This window comes from Amphritea sp. GJ51-11 (assembly GCF_055808735.1).
Map to the genome: position 1 here is coordinate 436,867 of NZ_CM147881.1, position 17,828 is coordinate 454,694.

The 17,828-nt window shown below is 49.3% G+C and carries 18 protein-coding genes and 1 pseudogene; 11 read left to right on the plus strand and 8 right to left on the minus strand.

What is annotated here, in order from left to right:
- Positions 1-44: 44 nt before the first annotated feature.
- Positions 45-371, plus strand: coding sequence for a phasin family protein (locus AC0L4K_RS01815; protein ID WP_417225076.1), 327 nt, complete (start codon positions 45-47; stop codon positions 369-371).
- Positions 372-405: 34 nt separating this feature from the next.
- A complete protein-coding gene (gene fldB / locus AC0L4K_RS01820; RefSeq protein ID WP_417225074.1) occupies positions 406-924 on the plus strand; it encodes a flavodoxin FldB in 519 nt (172 codons plus the stop codon).
- A gap of 23 nt (positions 925-947) precedes the next feature.
- On the opposite strand, the gene nhaD is transcribed toward fldB, so the two are convergent.
- Positions 948-2,408: a sodium:proton antiporter NhaD gene (nhaD, locus tag AC0L4K_RS01825; RefSeq protein WP_473268019.1), complete on the minus strand. Its 1,461-nt coding sequence runs from the start codon at positions 2,406-2,408 to the stop codon at positions 948-950.
- A gap of 212 nt (positions 2,409-2,620) precedes the next feature.
- Here nhaD and prfB point away from each other — a divergent pair, with 212 nt between their 5' ends.
- From prfB to AC0L4K_RS01860, 7 genes are all read left to right on the plus strand, one after another.
- Positions 2,621-3,715, plus strand: coding sequence for a peptide chain release factor 2 (gene prfB, locus AC0L4K_RS01830; protein WP_417225070.1), 1,095 nt, complete (start codon positions 2,621-2,623; stop codon positions 3,713-3,715).
- Positions 3,716-3,880: 165 nt separating this feature from the next.
- Positions 3,881-5,383: a lysine--tRNA ligase gene (lysS, locus tag AC0L4K_RS01835; protein ID WP_417225068.1), complete on the plus strand. Its 1,503-nt coding sequence runs from the start codon at positions 3,881-3,883 to the stop codon at positions 5,381-5,383.
- 252 nt (positions 5,384-5,635) lie between these two features.
- Positions 5,636-5,797: a hypothetical protein gene (locus tag AC0L4K_RS01840; RefSeq protein WP_417225066.1), complete on the plus strand. Its 162-nt coding sequence runs from the start codon at positions 5,636-5,638 to the stop codon at positions 5,795-5,797.
- Positions 5,794-6,243 carry a hypothetical protein gene (locus AC0L4K_RS01845; RefSeq protein WP_417225065.1) on the plus strand — a complete coding sequence of 150 codons (450 nt, stop codon included), beginning with the start codon at positions 5,794-5,796 and terminating at the stop codon, positions 6,241-6,243. The genes AC0L4K_RS01840 and AC0L4K_RS01845 overlap by 4 nt, the downstream gene beginning before the upstream one ends.
- 28 nt (positions 6,244-6,271) lie before the next feature.
- Entirely contained in the window at positions 6,272-6,958 is a 687-nt protein-coding gene (ung, locus tag AC0L4K_RS01850; RefSeq protein WP_473269192.1) for a uracil-DNA glycosylase, read from the plus strand.
- 50 nt (positions 6,959-7,008) lie between these two features.
- Positions 7,009-7,563, plus strand: a complete 555-nt coding sequence (locus tag AC0L4K_RS01855; protein WP_417225063.1) for a hypothetical protein — start codon at positions 7,009-7,011, stop codon at positions 7,561-7,563.
- Positions 7,564-7,683: 120 nt separating this feature from the next.
- A complete protein-coding gene (locus AC0L4K_RS01860) occupies positions 7,684-8,610 on the plus strand; it encodes an alpha/beta hydrolase fold domain-containing protein (protein ID WP_473268020.1) in 927 nt (308 codons plus the stop codon).
- Between the two features lie 3 nt (positions 8,611-8,613).
- Here AC0L4K_RS01860 and efpL read toward each other — a convergent pair whose 3' ends face one another.
- From efpL to rsgA, 7 genes and pseudogenes are all read right to left on the minus strand, one after another.
- Positions 8,614-9,180, minus strand: coding sequence for an elongation factor P-like protein EfpL (gene efpL / locus AC0L4K_RS01865; protein ID WP_417225059.1), 567 nt, complete (start codon positions 9,178-9,180; stop codon positions 8,614-8,616).
- Between the two features lie 97 nt (positions 9,181-9,277).
- Positions 9,278-10,315, minus strand: coding sequence for a CAF17-like 4Fe-4S cluster assembly/insertion protein YgfZ (ygfZ, locus tag AC0L4K_RS01870; RefSeq protein ID WP_473268021.1), 1,038 nt, complete (start codon positions 10,313-10,315; stop codon positions 9,278-9,280).
- Positions 10,316-10,397: 82 nt separating this feature from the next.
- On the minus strand, positions 10,398-11,240 hold the full coding sequence (asd, locus tag AC0L4K_RS01875; RefSeq protein ID WP_417225055.1) for an archaetidylserine decarboxylase: 843 nt from the start codon (positions 11,238-11,240) through the stop codon (positions 10,398-10,400).
- A 136-nt stretch (positions 11,241-11,376) separates the two neighbouring features.
- Positions 11,377-12,186, minus strand: coding sequence for a sulfurtransferase (locus AC0L4K_RS01880; RefSeq protein WP_417225054.1), 810 nt, complete (start codon positions 12,184-12,186; stop codon positions 11,377-11,379).
- Positions 12,183-13,754, minus strand: a complete 1,572-nt coding sequence (locus AC0L4K_RS01885) for an HDOD domain-containing protein (protein ID WP_473268022.1) — start codon at positions 13,752-13,754, stop codon at positions 12,183-12,185. Before AC0L4K_RS01885 ends, AC0L4K_RS01880 begins: the two co-directional genes overlap by 4 nt.
- A complete protein-coding gene (locus AC0L4K_RS01890) occupies positions 13,643-13,921 on the minus strand; it encodes a hypothetical protein (RefSeq protein WP_473269261.1) in 279 nt (92 codons plus the stop codon). Before AC0L4K_RS01890 ends, AC0L4K_RS01885 begins: the two co-directional genes overlap by 112 nt.
- Positions 13,922-13,939: 18 nt before the next feature.
- Positions 13,940-14,961 (minus strand): annotated as a pseudogene (rsgA, locus tag AC0L4K_RS01895) (small ribosomal subunit biogenesis GTPase RsgA).
- A 97-nt stretch (positions 14,962-15,058) separates the two neighbouring features.
- Between rsgA and orn the strand changes: the two are divergent.
- Together orn and AC0L4K_RS01905 are read left to right on the plus strand one after the other, a co-directional pair.
- On the plus strand, positions 15,059-15,604 hold the full coding sequence (gene orn, locus AC0L4K_RS01900) for an oligoribonuclease (RefSeq protein ID WP_473268023.1): 546 nt from the start codon (positions 15,059-15,061) through the stop codon (positions 15,602-15,604).
- Between the two features lie 174 nt (positions 15,605-15,778).
- Entirely contained in the window at positions 15,779-17,611 is a 1,833-nt protein-coding gene (locus AC0L4K_RS01905; RefSeq protein ID WP_473268024.1) for an EAL domain-containing protein, read from the plus strand.
- The last annotated feature ends 217 nt before the right edge of the window (positions 17,612-17,828 follow it).

A 17,828-nucleotide genomic window follows, 5' to 3' on the forward strand; every position in this document is an offset into this window, starting at 1 on the left:
GCAATCTTTCATCAGTTGGCAGAATGGCGAGCAAGGATACTGTTATGTTTCAAGATATGTCAAAAGCTGTGAACCAATCCATCGGCCCTTTTAAAGAGTTGGTCAATATTCAAACTAAAATGCTGGAAGAATTGACCCGCCAGCAGATGATATGCACCAAGGCGTGTATTGATGCCACGATTGCGCAAACTCGGCAGATGCAAAACTGTGCCTCTACTGACGATTTGATTAAATCGCAACAGGAGTATGCAATGCAGCTTGAGGAAACCTTAAAGCAAGCGAATGACCGTAATATTACTGCGCTGAAAAATGCTCGCGAATCAGTTGAACAGCTGGCGAACGACGCCTTTGATGCATTTGCGCCAAAATAATAGTTTTTAGTTCTGATGAATTAAGTGAGAAGTAATGAGTAAGGAAATTGGTCTTTTTTACGGATCAACAACGGGCAATACCGAAAGTTGTGCCGAACTGATCGCTGCGAGTATTGGTTTTGATCGTGTCGATCTACACGAATTAGCGGCTGATGGACTCGAGGGTATCGCTGATTATCGTTATCTGATCTTAGGTATCCCTACCTGGGATTATGGTGAGCTACAGGAAGATTGGTCGGATGTTTGGGCGGAGTTGGATGAACTCGATCTCAATGGCGTTAAATGTGCGTTGTTTGGCTTGGGCGATCAAGTTGGCTACGGTGAATGGTTCCTTGATGCGATGGGCGCCTTGCACGATAAGTTAGTCAGTCGTGGTGCGGTAATGTGCGGTTATTTCCCTATCGATGGTTATCAATTCGAGGCTTCTAAAGCCCTGACCGAAGGGCAGGACTGTTTTGTTGGCTTAGCTTTGGATGAAGATTGTCAAAATGAGCTGACCGCTGATCGCATCGCCCGTTGGGTACCAACGGTATTGGCCGCCTTCGATAATTAGTTGTCACTTGTTTACGGCTTCGCTCAATAACCGTTGATCCAGAGGTGGGCGGCAATACTGAGTAGATAGCCGAGGGCGATAGCCCAACTCCATTTTAGGTGGCTATAGAAGGTGTACACTCCCTGTGCTTGGCCCATTAAGGCGATGCCTGCGGCTGAACCGATGGAGAGTAATGAACCGCCGATACCGGTGGTGAGGGTGATGAGTAGCCATTGGTTGATGGACATATCCGGTTGCATGGTCAAGACTGCAAACATCACCGGGATATTATCGATCAATGATGACACTACGCCGATTAAACTATTGGCAAGGGTTGGCCCTAGGTGGTCATACACCAGATCTGACAGCAGCCCGAGATAACCGAGCGCGGCAAGCCCGCCGACCGACAACACCACGCCATAGAAAAACATCAGGGTATCCCAGGACGACCGTTCGACCACCTGAAAAATATCAAAACGGCGGATAACGTCGGTGTGATCCCCCTTCATCTGGCTGATATCGGAGAGGTTGTCGATATGGTGGTTATGAATATGGCCGGTATCGCGAATATTGGTTTCATGCCGACTGAGATAATAACCATAGAGCTTTAAAATGCCCAAACCGGTCATCATACCCAGCACCGACGGCAGGTTAAGCAGGCTGTTACTGGTGACAGCTAGCAGAATCGTGAGTAGAAAGAGTACTAGAATTGGCCAAGCCCCGGCTTTCATTTGCCGTTTCTGTTGCCGCTTTTCTGGCGTTGGGTGGGCCTTTTCGATGGCGAACATCATGATGATGGCGGGGGTTAGCCAGCTGACCAGCGCCGGAATAAAGAGGTGGAAGAAATCCGCAAAAGGGATGATGCCTTTCTGCCAGACCATTAGCGTTGTGATATCGCCAAAGGGGCTGAAGGCTCCGCCAGCGTTGGCTGCCACCACCACATTAATACAGCCTACCGCGACAAATTTTACACTCTGTTGGCCGATGGCCATCACGACGGCACCCATTAACAGAGCGGTCGAAAGGTTATCGGCAATCGGTGATAAGAAAAAGGCGAGGGCGCCGGTCACCCAGTAAATCTGTAACAGGCTCAGTTCGCAGGCGATCAACCAAGCGCGTAATGCGGCAAACACTTGGCGCTCTTCTAGGGTGGTGATAAAGGACATGGCCGCCAACAAAAAGAAAAACAGTTCGGCATATTCCAGTAGGTTGTGGCGGAAGGCAATGGCGGCGGTTTCGTTATCCCCTTCAAGGGTATAGGCCAGGCCGACGAGTAGCCAGATCAGACCGGCGGCGACGATGACTGGTTTGGATTTACGTAGGTGGAAAAACTCTTCACCGAGAACGAATAGATAACTGATCAGAAAAATGGCGACGCAGGTGATGCCGATAAAACTATCGGTGTGCTGCGTACCGCTCGGCATCGCCGCACTGATCTCGGCGGCGATTAAAGGGGCGGGAGCGAGGGCTAAAACGGTGCCGAGCAGTATGAGTAAGCGATACATTTTGTTTCTCGTTATCCCTTGGTTAACCATAGCAACCCCAATTCTTGCTGATTAAGGGAGGTAAAGTCGAGTTTTTTTAAGTCCATTGGATACACAGCTGCCGGCTAATCGGGTAAAATATGCTGCTTTTTTAAACGGCCATTTCACTCCGGCGTACAACCCGGGGGCAGATATAAGCTCCCCGTGCAGATAGAGAGAGTTAAGCGAATACGATGGAAATCAATCCGATCACCAATAGCTTGAAAGATATTACCGAACGTACCGAGGTTTTGCGCGCTTATTTGGAATACCCAGAAAAGCAGGAACGCCTAGAAGAGGTAAATCGGGAGCTGGAAGATTCTGCTGTCTGGAGTGAGCCTGAACGTGCACAGGCATTGGGTAAAGAGCGTGCGATGCTGGAAGGGGTGGTCAAAACTATTGATGATCTGACTAGTGGAGTTACCGATGCCCGTGATCTGCTGGATATGGCGGTTGAAGAGGATGATGAGGATACCGTTGAGGAAGTCCGCACGGAAGTCGCCAACCTTGAAGCAATGCTGAATCAGTTAGAGTTTCGTCGGATGTTCTCCGGTGAAGCCGATGGCAATAACGCTTATCTCGATATTCAAGCCGGTTCCGGTGGTACAGAAGCGCAGGATTGGGCCGAAATGATGCTGCGGATGTACCTGCGTTGGGGTGAAGATAAAGGTTTTAAAACCGAGCTGGTGGAATGTTCAGCCGGTGATGTTGCGGGTATTAAGTCGGCGACCATCAGTTTTCAGGGGCCTTATGCCTTTGGTTGGCTGCGGACCGAGACCGGTGTTCACCGGTTAGTGCGTAAATCGCCTTTTGACTCCGGCGGCCGTCGCCACACCTCCTTTTCGTCGGTGTTTGTGTCCCCCGAAATTGACGACAATATTGATATCGATATCAACCCTGCTGATTTGCGGGTGGATGTCTACCGAGCTTCCGGCGCGGGTGGTCAGCACGTTAACCGGACCGAGTCCGCGGTACGTATTACCCACGGTCCTTCCGGCATTGTCGTGCAGAGCCAGAGTCAGCGTTCACAGCACCAGAACAAAGACACCTGTATGAAGCAGCTGCGAGCAAAACTCTACGAGATGGAGATGCTTAAACGCTCGGAAGCGGCGCAAGAGCAAGAAGATAATAAGGCGGATATTGGCTGGGGCAGTCAGATCCGTTCTTATGTGTTGGATGACCAGCGCATTAAAGATCTGCGTACCGGCATTCAAAGCAGTAACTGCGATAAAGTGCTGGACGGCGATCTGGATCAATTTATCGAAGCGAGTCTTAAGGCCGGTCTGTAAGCGTCGGTAAAGCGACTGAGTGGCCGTTATGGTCTTCACACTGGTCTATGGTTGCTGATTCGCTTTCACCACGCTTAATTTTTTAGAGCACTGTGCATATATGCAGAGATCGCGACTGAGCGGTCCCTTGAATTAAAGATTTAACCATTGAAGGTTCAACATAAAATGTCTGATAACACTCAGCAGCAAGATGAAAACCGCCTGATAGCAGAGCGTCGTGAAAAACTGAACACGCTGCGTGAAGCGGGTAACGCTTTCCCTAATGCTTTCCGTCGTGATAGTTATGCTCAAGATCTGCAAGATCAGCATGGTGATAAAACGAAGGAAGAGATTGCTGAAGAAGGGATCACGGTCAGTATTGCTGGTCGGGTGATGCTGAACCGTGGCGCTTTCGGTGTTATTCAGGACATGACGGGCCGGATTCAGTTTTATGTTAATAAAGAAGCGCGTCCTTTTGCTAAATCACTGGATTTAGGCGACATCATTGGTGTGACCGGTGTGCTGCATAAATCCGGTAAAGGTGATCTGTATGTTGACCTCGGTGAGTATCAACTGCTGACCAAAAACCTGCATCCGCTGCCAGACAAGCATAAGGGCCTGCAGGATACCGAGACCCGCTATCGTCAGCGTTATGTTGACCTGATTATGAATGAGCAATCGCGGAAGGTTTTTGAGGCGCGCTCTAAAATTGTGGCCGGTATTCGTAACTACCTGACTGAAAAACGCTTCATCGAAGCTGAAACACCGATGTTGCAGGTTATTCCGGGTGGCGCAACTGCACGTCCTTTTGTTACCCATCACAATGCCTTGGATCGAGATATGTATTTGCGTATCGCACCAGAGCTGTATCTGAAGCGTTTGGTTGTCGGTGGTTTTGAGCGAGTCTTTGAAATCAACCGTAACTTCCGTAACGAAGGTCTGTCGACCCGCCATAACCCAGAATTCACCATGATTGAGTTCTATCAGGCCTATGCGGACTACAAAGACCTCATGGATCTGACCGAAGATATGTTGCGCACCGTGGCGCAGAACGTATTGGGTACGACCACTATCGTTAACACCATCCGTAACGATGATGGTGAAGTACTGGAAACCTTTGAGTACGATCTAGAGAAACCATTCACCCGTCTAAGCGTGTTTGATTCTATCCTGCACTATAACGATGATATTACCGCTGAAGCGCTGGCTGATGATCACGCTGCGCGTCAAATCGCTGAGCGTCTGGATATCGATGTGAAAGATATCTGGGGTCTAGGTAAGGTGCAGATTGAGATCTTCGAGAAAACCGTTGAACACCGTCTGCAGCAACCGACCTTTATCACAGAGTATCCAACCGAAGTGTCACCGTTGGCCCGTCGCAGTGATAGTAACCCGTTTGTGACCGATCGTTTTGAGTTCTTTGTCGGTGGTCGTGAACTGGCGAATGGTTTCTCCGAGTTGAATGATTCTGAAGACCAAGCGGAGCGTTTCAGTGCTCAGGTAGCCGAGAAAGATGCCGGTGATGATGAAGCAATGCATTACGATGCTGACTATATCAACGCACTGGAATACGGCTTGCCACCCACCGCTGGTGAAGGTATTGGTATCGACCGTTTGGTGATGCTATTCACCGATTCAGCCTCCATTCGGGATGTTATCCTCTTCCCTGCGATGCGTCCTCGGGGCTAAACACCCCGCATACCAAGGCTGCCCAAGGGCAGCCTTTTTTATGTACAGGACGTACGGTATGCCGCGGGCGCAGGGATGCGCAGGAGCGGCGATGGATAGGACTCTTGAGCAGTTGCCGCGGGCGCAGGGATGCGCAGGAGCGGCGATGGATAGGACTCTTGAGCAGTTGCCGCGGGCGCAGGGATGCGCAGGAGCGGCGATGGATAGGACTCTTGGGCAGTTCCGCGGGCGCAGGGATGCGCAGGAGCGGCGATGGATAGGACTCTTGAGCAGTTGCCGCGGGCGCAGGGATGCGCAGGAGCGGCGATGGACAGGATTCTTGAGCAGTTCCGCGAGCGCAGTGCTAGGGCTCGTTTGAATCGCTGTATACCGCAAATATCTACTCTCAAACCGCGTAATGAGGAGCCAGTATGAGTTGGTTAATACCGCAACATAAACGACACCTGCCCGGTAAGCGTTGGCTCAGTATTGTGCTGCGTTCCTTGCACTTGGTGGGTATAGCCGGTTTAGCCGGGGCATACCTGTTTCATCAGCCGCAGTCAGCTTGGTGGCCCTTTATGCTATTGGGGATCGGCAGCGGTGTACTGATGGCGGCTAAAGAGCTGTATATTGATTCGATCTGGTTATATCAGCTGCGTGGGCAACTGGTGGTGTTTAAAGTATTGATACTAATCGGTGGTTTTTACTGGTTTGAACGCCCGGAAGCCTGGCTCTATATTCTGGTGATTCTGATATCAGGGGTCATTTCACATGCGCCGGGTAAAGTACGCTATTACTCGCTGATCTACGGCAAAACACTTACGCGAGATATATGGCAGGGTGATACGCATGCGAAAATTCGTGATAGCGGTGATAATTAGGGATAACTGAATGAGTGGTAATGTGGTGATGACGTTAGACAGTGCCCCTAGTTGGCAGCCGTGGCTAGAGGCTGAGTTTGAAAAGCCCTATATGCAGCAACTTAAAACCTTTTTACAGCAGCAAAAGGCGGCAGGGAAGGTTATCTATCCACCGGAGAGTGATTGGTTTCATGCGCTAGAAGCAACGCCATTGAATCAGGTGAAAGTCGTGATTATCGGGCAGGACCCCTACCATCAGCCTAATCAAGCCCACGGCCTCTGTTTTTCCGTACGTCCGGGTATCAAAACACCTCCTTCATTGGTCAATATTTATAAAGAATTGCAGAGCGATCTGGGTGTTACGCCGGTTAATCACGGCTATTTGGAAAGCTGGGCGCAGCAAGGGGTGTTGATGTTAAATGCGGTGCTTACGGTAGAGGATTCCCTAGCGGCATCCCATCAGGGTAAAGGCTGGGAGCGTTTCACGGACCGAGTGATTGCCACGGTGAATGAGCAGTGTGAGCATGTGGTGTTTCTACTCTGGGGTAGTTATGCACAGAAAAAAGGGGCTATGATTGATACTCAGCGACATTGCGTATTGACCACGGCTCACCCTTCGCCTTTGGCTGCTTATCGAGGTTTCTTTGGCTGCCAGCATTTTAGTCAAACTAATGATTATCTTGCCGAGCAGGGTAAAGGTTTGATTGAGTGGCAGTTACCTACGGTGATTGAATAACCGTACCGGTGTGTTTTTTCTAATTCGTATCGGTGACAAGGAGAGATTGAATGACCGAGACTGTTCGTTTGAAAGTTTTTCATCTCGACGCTGAGGCACAGGCCTGTCTCTCGGAGCTGTTCGAGCTACGCTTAGATGAGATCTGGGCCGGTGGTTTACATACCTGTTTAGGACAGGATATGAATCGCGCCTGCTGGCTGCGCTTTCGCTTAGATGATGAGCATTGGATCGAGGTGAGTGTCGCTCGACATCCTTTTAGTGATGGTTTTAGTGTCGGTTGCTTGGCAGTGGCCGAGGTGGAGGCCCTGGTACCAAAGCCGGATCAATGTAGTTGGATTAGCTTGCCGCTGGCCGCACGGTTGGTATCGATTGATATTTATGAGCAGCGAGAGTTAATCGATATTATCGCGCCGGATTTAAATGTGCCCTCAGAATCACTTAATTACGATGCGTTGTTAGTGCTGCATCTCGATAATGGTTCGGCCATTATGCTGGGGATGGAGCAGGATTTTGTTGATGGTGAGTTGGTTATATTGCAAACCGATCAGGCCGATACTCAGATTGGCCCTAGTCTGCATTTACGCCGCACACTGGAGCCTCATTAAGCGAAATGCTTTAGGCTTTTTCGGGCTTTACGAAAGATTTAACACGGACTTAATGATCGTAAGGGAGCGAAAGGTATGTTGGTTGCTGACAGGGAGAGATGTCTAAGGTTTTTCGCCAGAGTGTTGCAGCTTGGGTGTTTGTTGTTCTCCATGCAAGCCTTCGCGGGGAACATTCAACTGGCTGAAGATATTGTTTATGGCAAGGATGCTCAGCAAACCTTTGATGTTTATTACCCGGTAAATGCACAACAGGCACCGGTTATCTTTATGATCCATGGCGGTGCGTGGAAAATAGGCGATAAAGCATCAAAAGCGGTTTATTACAATAAAGCTGAGCGTTGGGTGACTCAGGGTTTTGTGTTGATCTCGGTGAATTATCGTTTATTGCCTCAGGCCGACCCCGTTAGCCAAGCGAAGGATGTGATGCGGGCTTTATTGTATGCGCAGCATCATGCGTCTCGCTGGGGTGCTGATCCCGCTAAATTTATCTTAATGGGACATTCCTCAGGGGCGCATTTAGTCTCTTTACTGGCGACAAAACCGGCATTTGCGATGCAAGCATTAGCGAACAAGGATAACTCGAGCGCGCGTTGGCTCGGCACCATCGCGTTGGATTCCGCCGTCTATGATGTCGAGGCGATTATGCAGGGTGGCGCTGCACGACGTTTTTATCATAAGGCGTTTGGCGAAAAGCCGGCTTATTGGCAACAAGCCTCACCGATGTTTCAGCTGCGGCAAAAAATCGCGCCTTTTTTAGCGGTATGCTCAGAAAAGCGTAAAGATGCACCCTGCCAGCAAGCCCAACTGTTTGTTCAAAAAGCTAAATCGTTGGGTGCCCGTGCTGAGGTGTTGAAGATTGATTTATCTCACCGGGCTATTAATGTTGAGCTGGGCCTGCCGAACCGCTATACCGCATCGGTTGAGACTTTTATGGCGTCACTGGATACCTCGGTTGAGACACTGTTAAGGATGTCATCAGTAGTAATGAGCAGAGATTGCAGGCTGCAAAAAACCGCTACAATGAGCGGTTTTTTGCAGCCTTGTTAGGCATTAAGCACGGCCGGTGAATTTGCGCTCTTCGACATTTACCTTAATACGGTCACCGGTAGAGATATGTTCAGGCACCTGAATTACCAGTCCGGTGGACAGTGTTGCTGGTTTAGTCCGGGCGGTTGCAGAACCCCCTTTGATGGATGGATCGGTTTCGGTGATTTCCAGTTCGACGATGCCCGGTAGGTCGAGCGCTACCGGTGCATCATTAACGATCATAACGTGCAGACCTTGCAGGTCATCGGTGATAAACATCAGTTCGTCTTCGATGTTTTCTTTGTTCATACTGTATGAGGAGTAATCTTCACTGTCCATGAAGACATACTCATCGCCATCTGAGTAGGAGAATGTCACTGCACGACGGGTTAGGTCGGCCAGTGTCAGCATATCTGAATCTTTAAAGGTTTCATCGATCTTTGCGTTGGTCGCAACATTGTACATACGCATGCGATAGAGACTGCCGCCAGCACGTCCTTGAGGGACTGAGCGCTCGATATCGCGAACAATGTAAGCTTCACCATTAATGTCGATTGCTGCATTTCTTTTTATTTCACTAGCTTTTGGCATGGTAACGGGTTCCAGAATGAAAATGTATGGGTAGTATAATCAGGTCCATCGTTGGAAAAAATGGGGCGGCGAAAATTATTCCTGCCGCGCCTGATTATTAGTGTGTTTTTCGTTCAAACAGTTCAGGGTCGAGGCTGTAAGGCAGTTCAAGTCGTGTTAGCGGTTGCTCAACCCCTTCGACTAATAACGGGGTTTGGTTATCATCAACGCTGGTCTTGAGTATCACGGCCAGCAGCTCACCGCCGTTTTCAGAAGCCATTGCGGCGCTCACTACCGTGCCAACACCAGCCCGATCTGGGGTGTTAATGCTACTACCGGCGAAGGGTGGTTGGTCGGCACTGAAGGCTAGGCGGAACATTGGTCGGTTCAGTTTGCCCCGGTGCTGTAAGCGAGTCACCACTTCCTGACCGGTATAGCAGCCTTTAGTAAAGCTGACACCGTCGAATACCTGTAGGTTGGTCATCTGTGGAATAAAGGTTTCAACGGTTTCCTGCTGTAGAGCGGGAATGCCAGCACGGATATCGGCTAACATCCAAGCATTGGTGTCCGTTAATGTGGCTTCTTCTGCGCAGGAGGTTAGCAGCGCTGTAGCTTGGCCAAGGGGTAACCAGAGTTCAAATCGGTCTCCGGGGATGCGGGTCAGTAGGCCACTAAAGCCGCTGCTGATATCACCGTCTTCTGCCGGTACATGGAAGCCTTTGGCGCTGAGCAGTGCAGTGGCCTGTGCACCGCTAAAACCGAGTCCGACAATCTCGTCTGTACGGTTTTGACTCTCAGCCTTAGAGAAGATCATATATTTCTTCAGGTTAGTCATGGCAGTATCGAGAATCGCCCTTTCGGTACGCAGCCAGAAACCGTTGTCTACCGGCATTAGGCGGCTGAGACTTACCATGCTGCCTTTGATATTACAGTGAGCTCCGAGCAGGCTTTTGCCCGCGCTGACGCTACTGATATCACAAGATAGTTGTCCTTGAAGGAATTTTTCCGCATCAGGGCCTAGGACATCAAACAGACCTAAATGTGTCAATGGCGTAATCGTTACGTCGGTGGCGGTATTATTGGCCTCGGAAACCTGACAGTTTCCCTGCTCATCAACCTGAACACCCAGCGTATTAAGCGTATCTAACCAGCTCATAATAAAACCTGAAACAATTGTGTATGTAAGTACCCGCTAACGCGGAATCTCTTTAAATTCATAATGCTAAGCTTCTTGGCTTTTAATCACTGAGTTGTTGGCCGAGCCGTACTGGATCATCAGCCTGCAGTGATGTTGACCATTCGATGGCATCTTTACCAAATAACAGTATCACGGTTGAGCCGAGTTTAAAGCGGCCCATCTCTTCGCCTTGCTGCAATACAACCGGCTCGATAGGTTTTTGATGATCAATGCGCCAGCTGTTTTTCAGTACGGGAGCCACTTGACCACCCCAGACCGTTTCTATGCCGGCCACTATCATGGCGCCAACGAGGATCATAGCCATTGGCCCCTGCTCGGTGTCAAAAATGGCGATCAATCGTTCATTGCGGGCAAAGAGGTTGTCGACGCCTTTGGCGGTGGTTTGATTAACCGAGTACAGATCGCCTGGGACATAGATACTTTCCCGTAGGGTGCCGGTGACTGGCATATGCACCCGATGGTAGTCGCTGGGTGATAGATAAATCGTGGTAAAGCGGCCATGGATAAACTGCTCGGCTAGGTCGGCATGACCACCTAGCAGGGTGCTGAGGCCATAGCCTCGGCCTTTGGCTTGGAGAATGCGGCCATAGTCGATGGTGCCTATTTGGCTGATTTCACCGTCCGCGGGAGACACGACACTGGCGTCATCCAGTGGGCGAACATCCGGTTTTAGTGCGCGGGTGAAGAAGGCGTTGAAGTTTTCAAATTGATCGAGATCTTCAATCAGTGCTTCAGACATATTCACTTGGTAACGCTTGGCGAAGGTCTTGATAAAGGTGCGCTTGATCCAGTTGCAGCGGCTTTCGGCTAGGTAACCTACCGCGCGGGACAGCAGGTGTTGCGGCAGCAGGTGTTGCAGCAGAATAAAGAGGGAGTCTTTCACTGTTAGGCTTCCGAAAAAAACGTTGTTATAAAGTCGTTATAAAAGTGCCGGTATTGATCGTCTGTTCGATCTTGCGGGCTGAGGTACTCAAGCGCACATAGTCGACATTGTTTAGGCAAATTCAGGTTAGCGTATATTAGGATTCGATGGGGAGATCTTCTCGATTGCCCCATTCAAACCAAGAACCATCGTAGCAGCGTACCTTATCGAACCCAAGGTGTTTTGTGAACACATAGCTAAGGCCAGAGCGGCGATGGGTTTGGCAATGGGTGATGATGGTTTTATCTTGGGTGACACCTAGCGCGGCTAAATCGGCTTGAATCTCATCCGCGGGGCGCAGTTGACCTTGGTCAGATACCAGTGCACGGGTCCATTCATAATTCACCGCACCGGGGATATGCCCTCCGCGCTTGGCGTTAATGACTTTCTCGCCACTATATTCCGCCGCGGAGCGAACATCGAGGACAATATGGTCGCTGTCTTCTAGATGATGGGTAATGTAGTCAACATCCGCTAAATAGTCGTTATTGAGTGTCGCGCTATAGTCGCTGTCGGTGGCTACATTGGCGGTGGTTTGTAGGGCAAAGCCGGCGTTGGCCCATGCATTGAGGTGGCCATTAAGGAATGAACAGTGTTGATGGCCGATGCTGTGCAGTGTCCAGATCATACGACCGGCCCAAGGTCCCATTTGGTCATCATAGACGATCACATGGCGCTCGGCGGTGAGGCCGATTTCGCTGAATAGGGCGCTCAGTTGATCCGCATGAGGGATTTTGTTGGGCACATCTCCTTGACCGCATAATAGCCGGGTAGCGTCGACATGAATCGCGCCGGGGATATGGCCTCTGAGGTAGTTGTCTGTTGCGGATAGATCAATAATCAGCAGTGTTTCATCTGCTAATACGTCATGTAGTTGTGATGGGGTGATAACCAGTGGCAGATTCATTTTTTGACTCCGGCGCGTGATATATAAAGTTGATCCAAACAGCGCCCAGCTGCGAGACACAGTTCTTTAAATTTTTGATGGTGAACAGGCTCAACCCCGTTGGGTTGGCCTTCTCTGTCGGCATAGATAATGATTACCGATTTATTGGCGGCGACCAATGACATAAACAGGTAGTTTTGTTCGCTCACTGAACGCTTGAAGGTATCAGGCAGTGCCGCGGCGACCCGTTGCCGATTTTCTTGAGTAATCATTAAGCAGGCGGGCTTCTGGCTGAGTCGGTAGAACAGACTGTTGGGCGTTAGCTGGTGGCTTGAATGAGGCATTGGATGGCCGTCTTCGAAGCCCGTCGCTTTAATAACTTTTAGGGTATCGCTGTTGGGCGGTAGAATATTTAGGGCAACCCGCTGCATGCCGACACCACTGACCAGACCTTTGATAAGGTCAGTTAAAATCTGTGGACCATGGCTGTAAGCGCTCCCGAGGTCGTTGAATTTTTTGAGATAAGTTTGATAAAGGTCTTGGTTTTGCAGTGCCTCATTGGCCTTGAAGATCGGCTTTGAATCTGTGTTTTGGCCGAGCTCGGCCTTTTTGATACTGGCAGGCGGCGTTTGTTGTTCCTCTGGCGATCGTACTGAACTGATGGTCAGACTCTCTGCTGAGTATTTTGCGGCTGTTTTTTCTTGCTTGGGCAGTAGGCCCGGTTTTAGCGGCGGTAGATCGAAGAGTTTGACATCGGTAGGCGTCAGTCGATAAGCCGGTGCTAGGTCACTTTCTAACATCAGCATTTCAGCGGCAGGAGATAGTGTGCCGGGGACATGGTACAGCCGTGCTGCCATGGCGCAGTTTTTGTGTAGAAAGGCTGAGGTATGATCTAACTCGGCACGTAGATAGTCATTAATGATATCCATCAGCTGCAGGGTCGCTTCACTTGCCCAGCTAAAGTTGGATGAGAATGTTAGCCAATTACTGAGTTTCACCGGAAAAAATTTTTGTTGCGTTAAATGGTTAAGCTGTCGCAGTTGATCGCCCTGTAAACGAGGGTCCCCTAAGGCCCGCTGATGTAACTGTAGAACCATCTGTTTATTGAGCGGTGAGCTGGTTTCTAGGGTGATCCGAGCTAATGGAGAGACCGGCCAATGGGTTAGGAGTCGTTTGGATATCGCATCAATGGTGCTGCCGAGGATACGGGCTTCGGCGAGCTCCGGACTTACCTGTTTTTCCCGCACTAGAATCTGAATCTTAGACATATGTACCGGTGCGAAATACCACAGCAGCCAATGACCGATGTTGTAAAACAGCGCCGCCTGATAGCTCTCTTCGGCAAACATGCCGCCACGACACTGGATCAACCACTGTTGCGCCTGTATAGCGGCATGGTGGCTGTTAGCCACCGAGCGGAAGTACATTTTTTGGGCTGTACTGGACGGGTTGAGGCGAGTAGTTGGCAGGCTATTGATCAACTTTTCGAGCTTTTGTATTCCCAGCGAACCGATGGCGTGATCAATACTGGTGATTTCCGATTTTTTTCGCCATGGAGTTTGCCTGCCGTGAGAGCCACATAAAAGCACAGCAGAGGGTCTGTTTTAATAAAACGACTCAGCAGAATGACTGAGCAGTTTTTATCCCTCAGCATGCGTTGAAATCGTTTCACGATGCTGGCTCTGACCGGCGGTTGCTGGTCGATCAGAAAACGGTACCACTGCTCAGCATTTTGTGGATTCTGTTGTTCGGTCATCCGCCCGTACTGTCCCCGTTAATTCTGATTCAGGGTATTCAGAATATGTTTGTAACTGTTTACCCGTTGAGCACTGATTTTACCCTCTTCAATGGCATGTTTGATAGCGCAACCGGGTTCTTGCTCGTGATTACAGTCGCGGAACTTACAATAGCCGATAAAGGGGGAGAACTCGCGAAAGCCGTCGAGTAGGTTGTGTTCATTGATGTGCCATAGCGCAAACTCCCGGATTCCGGGGAGTCGATTAGATCGCCGCCATCGGGGAAGTGAAACAGCCGGGCGGTTGTTGTGGTGTGAGTACCCTTGCGGGTGGCTTCGGATAATGCTCCCACTTTGAGGTCTATGCCCGGTAGTAGCGCATTAATGAGGGATGATTTACCCACCCCCGATTGACCGACAAATACGCTGATACGGTCGTTTAGTTGCGCTTGCAGTGGGGCAAGGCCCTCTTTATCCACTGATGATACCGTCATAACCTGATAACCGATTGAGCGGTAAAGCTCGATCATGGTATTGATGCGCTCACGGTTGTCATCATTAATCAGGTCGGTTTTGTTGAGCAGGATAATCGGTTCAATACCGCTTAGTTCTGAGGCAACTAGGTAACGGTCAATCAGGTTGTAATGGGCCAGCGGTTCGACGGCGATGGTAATGATGATCTGGTCGATATTGGCGGCAACGGGTTTTAACTCACCATGATTGTTAGGCCGTTGCAGAATAGTGGTACGTGGTTGGGTGGCGACCACGACACCATATTCAACCCCAGCCCGCCAAATAACGCGATCACCGGTTACCAATGCATCGAGGTTGGTACGCATATGACAGCGGAAGATTTGCCCAGCGGCTTCGCCTTCTTGGGCTTCAACATCTACTTGGCGGCCAAAGTGAGAGATAATCTGGCCGTGTTGTTCCGGCCCTAGATCGCCACCCTCTAACTGCTGGTCGATATCGGAATCTTTGCGGGCCGCGCGTTGGGCGCGTTCGTCTTGAATCTTTTGTACACGCCATGTTTGGCGGCGGTTGAGTTTTCGTTTCGACATTTATCAGCTAATTCTGGTGTAGGGGTGAATTTTTACAGCCTGCTAAGGTATTCTATTCAGTCATAAATATATAGTACTGATACTAAGGAATACCACTATGTCACGGCAGAATAACCTGATCTGGATCGATCTTGAGATGACCGGCTTAGATCCGGAGCATGACAGGATCATTGAGATTGCTACCATCGTAACAGATTCACAGCTGAATATTCTGGCCGAAGGGCCAAATCTGGTGATCCATCAGTCGGATGCGCTGTTGGATGGCATGGATGAATGGTGTACCAATCAGCATGGTCAATCAGGATTGACGCAGAGGGTTCGGGATTCGCAGATCAGCGAGCGACAGGCAGAACTCGATACCATCGCTTTTATGGCTAAGTATGTTGATCAAGGTGCATCGCCTATCTGTGGTAATTCTATTGGTCAGGATCGGCGCTTTTTGGTTAAATACATGCCTGAATTAGAGGGTTGGTTTCATTATCGAAATCTGGATGTCAGCACAATTAAAGAGTTGGCCCGCCGCTGGGCACCTGAAGTGCTTGATGGGGTCGTTAAAAAGGGTTCACACCTAGCGCTGGATGATATTGTCGACTCGATTAATGAGCTGGCCCATTATCGTAAAACCTTTTTAAATGATGTCTGAGTAGCCGTTAATGTTGAGCTTTGATACCCGTTTTCCGTCCATTTTTTGTTAATTCGTCGCTAACGGAGTATAGATGTAGGGACTGATGTATAAAAGAGGTTGTTTATTGCACAGGATATGTATGCATAAGTGTTTATCTGAATATCACCGATTTGAGTGTTTAGGCGCCCTTGTATGATCAATAAAATCGATACCTTCAATCGGTTTGGCTCTGAGCAACTCTCTGAAGAACAATTGCCCATGTCGGCCGAGGATCTGGATAAAATCCTCCGTCTGCAGCAGGCGATTTTTACTCAGGTTGCTGATAATGCACCCTCACTCGATATTCTTAATGCCTTATGTCGTATGGCCGAACAACTACTGCCTAATTCAGTTGCGACGGTTATGTTGCTGGATAAACAGACGGGTTTTCTCAATGTTTTAGTTGCACCGAGTGTACCGGCCAACGGTGTTAATGCACTCTGTGGTTTGTCGCCGGGGCCGGGTGGTGGTTCCTGCGGTAATGCAGTGATGCGCAATGAGCCAGTATTTGTTAAAGATACCTTTAGTGACCCTCGTTGGGCCGATCTTCAACCACTGGCCCGTGATTTTAATTTGTGTGCCTGCTGGTCGATGCCCGTGCGTGAGCAAGATGGCGGCGTGATTGGCTCCTTTGCTTTATCTTCCTTTGAACACCGCTCTCCGGCGGGATTTCATACTCGTCTACTGGATGTTGCCGCGTCAATGGTTAGTATTGTGCTGACTAAACAGGCGCAAGAGCAGGCACTTGAAGCGCAGCGACAGCAACTACTGATCGCTCTTGAATATGACAGCCTAACCGGACTACCAAATCAGTCAAAGTTAAAGATGAAACTGAACAGTTATATTGGCAGGCAGTCACTACTGTTGCTCAATCTGGATAACTTTCGTTTTATTAATACCGCCTACGGGCCTGAATTCGGTGATCGTTTCTTGTGTGAAGTGGCAGAGCTTTTGGCGCAACAGTTTCCTGATGCCGAGCTCTACCGTATTAATGCCGATGAGTTTGCGCTCTATTATTCATCACCGGTGTATTTGCAACAGCGGATTGAGCGGTTCAGAGACTATCTGTTTTCACACTCGTTGGGGATCGATAATCAGATGTTCAGTATTACGTTCACGGCGGGTGGCGCAACCGGACAAAATGGTGTGTTCGAACAGGCTATTCAGGCTATGAGTCAGGCGAAAGGGTTGGGGAAAAATCGTTTTCATCTCTATAACGCCGAACAGGATGAGCCGGATCAAGCGCTACGCCGCAACTATATTCACTGGAATGGTTTGTTACATCGGGCATTGAATAGCAATCGTGTAATGCCCTATTTCCAAGGTATTCGCGATAATGTCAGCGGGAAAATTGTCAGTTATGAGGCGCTAGTGCGTCTTGAGGATAACGGCACTATCTATACGCCGTATCACTTTTTGAATGCGGTGAAGTTATCTGGGTTATTTCCGACCATTACTCGTTTAATGATTGATAAAGGTCTGGCTAAGATCGCCGGCACCAATTTGATGCTATCGATTAACATCACTGAAGATGACCTGTTAATGGAGTATCTGGAAGATTACTTAAGTGAAAAGACCCGTCAATATGCTGTGCCGCCGAAGCAGTTGGTGCTTGAAATTTTGGAAGGCATCAGTGCAACCGGTAAAAAGAATCATATTGCCCAGTTGCGTCGCCTTAAAGCCTTGGGCTTTGTGTTAGCGATTGATGATTTCGGCACCGAGTATTCTAATTTTGAGCGGATTCTTGAGCTACATGTTGATGTGGTGAAGATCGATGCCAAATATATTAAACATATCGATACCGACACTAAGAGTTATGAGATAACTCGCGCGATCGTCTTCTTTGCGCGTAACGCGGGTATTAAGACCGTGGCTGAGTTTGTCCATAACGAAGCGGTGCAGAAGGTTGTTGAATCCCTCGGCATTGATTATTCCCAAGGTTATCTGTTCAGCGAGCCTGCCGCGACCCTCTTGGTCCACGAATAGCGCTTGGCTTTCAGTGCTCAAGCGAACTCGTTTGCCTACGGCATTGCCGCAATTATGCGGCGACAATCGGCTTCCCTTGATGATATTGCCCGCTTGTTTTTCTGCTCTATTGGCGTCAAAAGTACTCTAGAAGCTTATCTACACGAATAGTATTCATCTTTAAGTCATCATTAATGTGTTATTTTTTGTGCAGTGCACAAGTTTGTCGTTAATGTTA